This window comes from Blastococcus sp. CT_GayMR20, assembly GCF_004570345.1.
Map to the genome: position 1 here is coordinate 1 of NZ_SPQM01000190.1, position 7,371 is coordinate 7,371.

At 73.3% G+C, this 7,371-nt stretch carries 3 protein-coding genes, 1 tRNA gene, 2 pseudogenes and 1 riboswitch; of the genes and pseudogenes, 3 read left to right on the forward strand and 3 right to left on the reverse strand.

All coding sequences use genetic code 11. The features are described from left to right. Positions 1 to 331: pseudogene (locus E4P40_RS24855) on the reverse strand (precorrin-3B synthase); the annotation flags it as partial. A gap of 63 nt (positions 332 to 394) precedes the next feature. Then, a riboswitch (cobalamin riboswitch) is annotated at positions 395 to 478 on the forward strand. Positions 479 to 530: 52 nt separating this feature from the next. Between E4P40_RS24855 and cobN the strand changes: the two are divergent. Continuing rightward, on the forward strand, positions 531 to 4,151 hold the full coding sequence (gene cobN / locus E4P40_RS24860; RefSeq protein ID WP_135161025.1) for a cobaltochelatase subunit CobN: 3,621 nt from the start codon (positions 531 to 533) through the stop codon (positions 4,149 to 4,151). 42 nt (positions 4,152 to 4,193) lie between these two features. Here cobN and E4P40_RS24865 read toward each other — a convergent pair. Beyond that, positions 4,194 to 4,269 (reverse strand) — tRNA-His (locus E4P40_RS24865). A gap of 93 nt (positions 4,270 to 4,362) precedes the next feature. Then, positions 4,363 to 5,031: an oligoribonuclease gene (gene orn / locus E4P40_RS24870; protein WP_135161026.1), complete on the reverse strand. Its 669-nt coding sequence runs from the start codon at positions 5,029 to 5,031 to the stop codon at positions 4,363 to 4,365. Between the two features lie 145 nt (positions 5,032 to 5,176). Between orn and E4P40_RS24875 the strand changes: the two genes are divergently transcribed. Together E4P40_RS24875 and E4P40_RS24880 are read left to right on the forward strand one after the other, a co-directional pair. Beyond that, positions 5,177 to 6,367 carry a hypothetical protein gene (locus E4P40_RS24875; RefSeq protein ID WP_135161027.1) on the forward strand — a complete coding sequence of 397 codons (1,191 nt, stop codon included), beginning with the start codon at positions 5,177 to 5,179 and terminating at the stop codon, positions 6,365 to 6,367. Between the two features lie 165 nt (positions 6,368 to 6,532). Next, positions 6,533 to 7,371 (forward strand): annotated as a pseudogene (locus tag E4P40_RS24880) (hypothetical protein); the annotation flags it as partial.

Below are 7,371 nucleotides of genomic sequence, written 5' to 3' on the forward strand. Positions count from 1 at the left end.
CGCCGACCCGGCCGCTCAGCACGCTGGCCACGACGTTGCGCGCCGTCTCATGGGTGGCGCTGGGCAGCAGGCCGACCGCGGCCAACCGGTCGCCGAGCTCCGGCTCAGAGCCTGCTCGCAGGCGGCGGAGCTGGACGTTCCCCCGGCTGGTCAGCTCGAGTGTGCCGTCGCCGAGCTCGCGCGCGGCCGCGCTCAGGGTCCGCAGCTGTACCCGGGTCAGGGCACCTCCGGGAACCCGCACCCGCGCCAGGGCGCCGTCGGCAGCGGGGTGCGTCTGCAGCGCGCCGGGGCACGCGTCCACCCGGTCGCGGGGCGGGCGGGGAACGGTCATGGCCCCGGCGAGGCTACTGCGGCCAGGAGTGCCAGGTACGGTCCCGTCATCACGGCAGTCAGCGAGGAAGTCGGTGCAAGGCCGACGCGGTCCCGCCACTGTGAGCCCGGCTCCGCACATCCAGGAGCGTGGGTGAGCCAGACACTCCGGCTGCCGTGCCCGACGACCCGGGGCGCGGACCCCGAGTGAGGAACGCGCCGTGAGCGACCCCGCCTTCGCCCTGCTGTCCACCAGCGACACCGACCTGCTCTCCGCGCGGGCCTCGGGCGCCGGTTGGCGGCTGGGCAATCCCGCCCGGCTCGACGGATCCGGCCTCGCCGCCGTGGTCGAGGGCAGCGCGGTCGTCGTCGTCCGCATCCTGGGGGTCCGGCGGCAGTACGAGGAGCTGCTGGCTCCGCTGCTGGCCGGGCCCGCGCCCGTCGTCGTGCTCGGCGGGGAGCAGGTGCCCGACGCCGAGCTCATGGAACTTTCCACCGTGCCGATGGGCGTCGCGACAGAGGCGCACGGCTACCTCGCGCAGGGCGGGCCCGACAACCTCACCCAGCTGCACCGCTTCCTCTCCGACACCGTGCTGCTGACCGGTGAGGGGTTCGAGCCGCCGCGCGTCGCGCCCGACTGGGGCGTGCTCTCCCGGGAGCCACGCCGCACGGACGGTCCGACCGTCGCCGTCCTCTACTACCGGGCGCACCACCTGGCCGGGAACACCGCGTTCGTGGAATCGGTGTGCGGGGCGGTCGAGGACGCCGGCGGCCAGGCGCTCCCGGTCTTCACCGCGTCGCTGCGGTCGGTCGACCCAGGACTGCTGGAGACGCTGCGGAGCGCGGACGCCATGGTCGTCACGGTGCTCGCGGCCGGTGGCGCGCGGCCGGCCACCGCGCAGGCAGGTGGGGACGACGGTGCCTGGGACGTCGGCGAGCTCGCTGCTCTCGACGTGCCGGTGATCCAGGGTCTGTGCCTGACGCGGTCGCGCGAGGAGTGGGCCGCCGACGACGACGGGCTCTCACCTCTCGACGTCGGTAACCAGGTGGCGATCCCGGAGTTCGACGGCCGGCTGATCAGCGTGCCGTTCTCCTTCAAGGAGACCGACGCCGACGGGCTGACGCACTACGTCGCCGATCCCGAGCGGGCAGCCCGGGTGGCCGGCACCGCGGTGTCCCACGCCCGCTTGCGGCACACCCCGCCCGGCGAGCGCCGGATCGTCGTGATGCTGTCGGCCTACCCGACCAAGCACGCACGCATCGGCAACGCGGTCGGCCTGGACACACCCGCGTCCGTCGTCCGCCTGCTCGCCGCGATGGCCGGGCAGGGCTACGACATCGGGCCCCTCGACGCTCCCGACGCCCTCCCGGGCGTGGCCGACCTCGACGGCGACGCCCTGGTGCACGCCCTCATCGCGGCCGGCGGTCAGGACGCCGACTGGCTCACCGAGGAGCAGCTCTCGGGCAACCAGGTCCGGATCCCCGCGGCGGAGTACCGAACTTTCTTCGCGACCCTGCCCGCCGACCTCCGCGAGGCGATGGAGCAGCACTGGGGCCCGGCCCCCGGGACGCTCTTCGTGGACGGGGAGGACATCGTCTTCGCCGCGTTGCGGGCGGGCAACGTCGTGGTGATGGTGCAGCCGCCGCGTGGCTTCGGGGAGAACCCGATCGCCATCTACCACGACCCGGACCTGCCGCCGTCCCACCACTATCTGGCGGCGTACTGGTGGCTGCGTTCGGTCTTCGGGGCGCACGCCCTGGTGCACGTGGGCAAGCACGGCAACCTCGAGTGGCTGCCCGGAAAGACCGTGGGGCTGTCCGCCTCGTGCGGGCCGGATGCCGCACTCGGCGACCTGCCACTGGTCTACCCGTTCCTGGTCAACGACCCCGGTGAGGGGTCGCAGGCCAAGCGCCGGGCGCACGCGACGCTGGTCGACCACCTGGTGCCGCCGATGGCGCGAGCCGACTCCTACGGCGACATCGCGCGGCTGGAGCAGCTGCTCGACGAGCACGCCAACATCGCGGCGATGGACCCCGGCAAGCTGCCCGCCGTCCGGGCGCAGATCTGGACCCTGCTCCAGGCGGCCAAGCTCGACTCCGACCTGGGGCTGAACGAGCGGCCGGCGGACGACCACTTCGACGAGATGATCCTGCACGTCGACGGGTGGCTCTGCGAGATCAAGGACTCGCAGATCCGCGACGGTCTCCACGTGCTCGGGACACCGCCGGCCGGGCAGAGCCGCGTCGACCTGGTGCTCGCCATGCTCCGTGCCCGGCAGATCTGGGGCGGTTCCGTCGCGCTGCCGGGCCTGCGCGAGGCCCTCGGCCTCACCGAGGACGGCACCGCCGGACTGCAGGCGACCGACGCCGTCGAGGCGCAGGCGGAAGCGCTGGTCAGCGGCATGGAGGCACGCGGCTGGACCGGTGACGCCGTGGCCGACGTCGTGCGCGAGGTGCTCGGGAAGGAGGACGACGCCGTGGCCGCCGTCCTCCGATTCGCCGTCGACGAGGTCGTGCCCCGGCTGGAGCGCACCACCGACGAGCTGGACGCAACCCTGCACGCCCTCGAGGGCGGCTACGTGCCCGCGGGACCCTCGGGATCGCCGCTGCGCGGGCTGATCAACGTGCTGCCGACGGGCCGGAACTTCTACTCCGTCGATCCGCGCGCGGTGCCCTCGCGGCTGGCCTGGGAGACGGGGCAGTCGATGGCGGAGTCCCTCGTCGACCGCTACCGGGCCGACACGGGGGAGTACCCGCGCTCGGTGGGGCTGTCGGTCTGGGGCACGTCGGCCATGCGCACCTCGGGCGACGACATCGCCGAGGTGCTCGCCCTTCTGGGGGTCCGCCCGGTGTGGGACGAGGCGTCGCGGCGGATCACCGGCCTGGAACCCATCCCGCTCGACGAGCTGGGCCGGCCGCGGATCGACGTCACCGTGCGGATCAGCGGCTTCTTCCGGGACGCGTTCCCGCACGTGGTGACCATGCTGGACGACGCCGTGACGCTCGCGGCCTCCCTCGACGAGGCCGACGACGCGAACTTCGTGAAGGCCCACGTCGACGCCGACCTGGCCACGCACGGCGACCGGCGGCGGGCGACCACCCGGGTCTTCGGCTCCAAGCCCGGCGCCTACGGGGCGGGACTGCTGTCGCTGATCGACTCCCGGAACTGGCGCGGGGACGCCGACCTGGCCGAGGTCTACGCGGTGTGGGGCGGCTACGCGTACGGCCGCGACCTGGACGGCGTGCAGGCCCGGCCGGACATGGAGGCCGCCTACAAGCGGATCGCCGTGGCGGCCAAGAACGTCGACACCCGCGAGCACGACATCGCCGACTCCGACGACTACTTCCAGTACCACGGCGGCATGGTCGCGACGGTCCGCGCGCTGACCGGGACCGCACCGGCCGCCTACATCGGCGACTCCACCCGGCCGGAGTCGGTCCGCACGCGCTCGCTGACCGAGGAGACCGCACGCGTGTTCCGCGCGCGGGTGGTCAACCCGAAGTGGCTGGCGGCCATGCGCCGGCACGGCTACAAGGGGGCGTTCGAGCTGGCTGCCACCGTCGACTACCTGTTCGGCTACGACGCCACGACCGGCGTGGTGCCCGACTGGATGTACGAGAAGCTCGCGCAGACCTACGTGCTCGACCCGGAGAACCGCGAGTTCATGGAGACGTCGAACCCGTGGGCGCTGCACGGGATCGCCGAGCGGCTGCTGGAAGCGGTCGACCGGAAGATGTGGGCCGAGCCCGACCCGGCGCTGCTCGCCGAGCTGCAGCAGGCCTATCTCGACACCGAAGGGGACCTGGAGGGCGGCGAGTCGCCCGCCCGCATCGGCTCGTGACGGGAGAGGCCCCCGTCGGAATCCGACAGGGGCCTCTCCACGTGGGGTGAGTGACGGGGCTCGAACCCGCGACACCCAGGATCACAACCTGGTGCTCTACCAACTGAGCTACACCCACCACGTCCCGGCCGGACGCGAGCGCCGGTGGGGAACCGGAGCAACGATACCGGAGACGGTCCGCCGCCCGGTGGGCCCGGGGGAGCGGCACGGCTCACGCCGTGCCGGCGGCATCCTCCGCGGGGTTCGCGTCGCCCGACGCGAGCAGCTCGGCGAACGAGCCGACGACCTCGTCGGCGGCGTTCTTCGCCTGCTCGCTGTTCGGCCCCGGCGCCGGCACGAACAGGGTGCGGCGGTAGTAGGCCAGCTCGCGCACCGACTCGATGATGTCGGCGAGCGCCCGGTGGGCCAGGCCCTTCGGCGGCTGGGCGAAGTAGACGCGCGGGAACCAGCGGCGGGCCAGCTCCTTCACCGAGGAGACGTCGACCATGCGGTAGTGCAGGTGGTCGTCGAGCTCGGGCATGTCCCGGGCGAGGAAGCCGCGGTCGGTGCCGATGGAGTTGCCGCAGAGCGGTGCGGTGCGGCGCTCGGGCACCCAGCGCTTGATGTAGGCCAGCAGCTGCTGCTCGGCCTCGGCGACGCTCAGGGTCGAGGCGCGGACGGCGTCGGTGAGCCCCGACTTCCGGTGCATCTCGACGACGACCTCGTTCATCCCGTCCAGGTCGGCGTCGTCCGCCGAGATGATCAGGTCCAGGCCCGGGTCGAGGACGTTGAGCTCGGAGTCGGTCACGAGCACCGCGACCTCGATCAGCTTGTCCTTGACGATGTCCAGGCCGGTCATCTCGCAGTCGATCCAGACCAGGTGCCCTGCGCTCTCTGCCACGTCGCCCGACAGTACGCACCGTCCGCACCGCGTGCCCCGCCTGCCCGGGCACTACCGCACCGGCTGGTGCCGCGCCATTCGGAGGGTCGGAATCGGCGGCTCCGCCGCTAGGGTCGGGGGAGTCCACCGAGTCGAGGAAGTTCCCGTGCCCTCTCCTGCTGCACCCGCCCCCGCTCTTCCGGCGGTCCCGTCGGCACCGGGTTCCCTGCTCGCCGGGGTCGCCCACCCCATCGCCCTGATCCGCTGGTTCTGGGCCGCCTACCTGACCCCGGGACGCCCCGGCCGGGCGACGACGCAGACCGAGCTGCGGTGGATCTACACCGCCTGGCTGGGCGCCTTCCTCCTCAAGATGCTGGGGTCGACCTGGGACGTCTCCTGGCACTTCCGGTGGCTGCGCGACGACCTGGCCCCGCCGCACCTGCTCAACTCCGCCGGCACCGCGGTCGTCATCGGCCTCGTCGTCTTCCACAGCTACACCGGCTACGGCGTCGACCGCCGCGCCCTGCGCCTCATGCAGTGGGGCATCGGCATGTTCCTCATCGCCGTCCCGATCGACATCCTCAACCACCGCATCAACGGGCTGGACATCACCAGCTGGAGCCCCAGCCACGCCCTGCTGTACCTGGGGACGGCGGTCATGCTGGCCGGCGCCATCCGCGGGTGGTGGCTCTACGCCGCGCCCGGCAGCATCCGGGACCTGGTCTCACTCGGCCTGTGGCTGTTCTTCGTCGAGAACGCGCTCTTCCCGAACCAGCACCAGGAGTACGGCGTCCTGTCGCTGGAGGCCTACGACGCGGGGCGGACGACGGCCGAGCCCCAGCTGCTGGACTTCGCGGCGTCGCAGGGCCAGTCGCCGGAGATGTTCATGCTGCCGGTGCCGTCCTGGGTGCACCCGGCGTGGCTGATCTGCGCCGGGCTGCTGTCGCTGGTGATCGCCCGGAAGGTCGTCGGTCTGCGCTGGACCGCCACGGCCATCGCCGGCACCTACCTGCTGTACCGGGCGGTCATGTGGCTGGTCCTGGTCGGCATGGGCTTCCCGCCGTCCGTGCTGCCGCTGGTCCTCCTCGTGGGTGCCGTGCTCGTCGACCTGGCCGTCACCCACCGGGTGCCCGGCTGGCTCGCGGGGCCGCTCGTGACCGGCGTCGTCTACGGCGTCGCGGTCGGCCAGGAGGCACTGGGGCTGCTCCCGCCGTGGAACTGGTGGTCGGTGCTGCCGGTCGCCGTCGGCTTCAGCGTCCTGTGGGCCGGCGTGGACCTGTCCGCCCGCAGCGGCTGGCTGGCCCGCTGGGCGGCCGCCGACGGGCCGTCCGTTTCACGGGAGCCCGCGCACGTCTGATCTCCGGCTCTCCGGCGCGGAGGGTCGGAAGGTGCGAGCCGATGACGTAGCGTCGGAGGCAGCTGCCGGCGTCAGGTTCGCCCGCACACGGGGAGCGCGCGCCTCGCGGCGCCAGGCGGCCGGTCGCGACCAGACCACGAACCGATCGCCCGGAGGACATACGACGTGCTGGCCCTGACCCCGGTGCCGCTGCAGACGGCAGGGGAGCGCGCGCTCTTCGGGGAGCTCACCCGGTGGGACACCGGCGCCTCGGTGCGGGCGGCCGTCGTCGCCTCCATCCCGCAGATCGACGGCGTCCTGGGACGCCGGGTCTCCGACGCCGTCCTGTTCGTCCCGGAGGGAATCGCGGTCATCCGGATCGTGGAGGTGCTCCGGCAGAACGGGGCCGTGACGGCGGTGCCGGACGGGGCCTGGACGATCACGCCCGAGTCGGGCTCCAGCCAGGTGCTGCAGCTCTCCGGCGGCGGCTCCTCGCCGCTGGACGGGCTGATGCGCGCGGGCATGGACGCCGCGATGAAGCTGCGCCGCGCCGGCCTCGAGCCCGGCCGGATCGCGCGGCTCACCGTGCTGGTGGGCGACATCACCGGGCTCAGCCCCTCCGACGGCGATCTCGGCGAGGGCGACCAGGTCGCCCTCCTGGAGCCGCGGTCGCTGCTGCTCGGGTTCGCCCGCTCCAGCCGGTACGCCAGCGTCGACAATCCCCGCCTGTGGACGACGGCCGACGTCCGGGCCGCCCTGGAGGGCCTCGGTCTCGAGGGGCGCGGACCGACGGTCGAGGAGCTGAACGGCGAGGGCTTCCCCTACTCGCCGTACGTGCTGCGCCGGCCGGAGCTGCTGACCCCGGCGGCGATGGCGGCCTCGCCGTCCCCCGGTGCCACTGCTCCTTCGTCCGCCCCGCCGCCGACGCCCACGCCGGCTGCGGAGCACGGTCCGGTCCGCGAGCAGCCGAGCCCGGCCGCGATCGCGCAGGCGGTGGCCGCCTCCGCCGCGGCCGCGCACGCGGC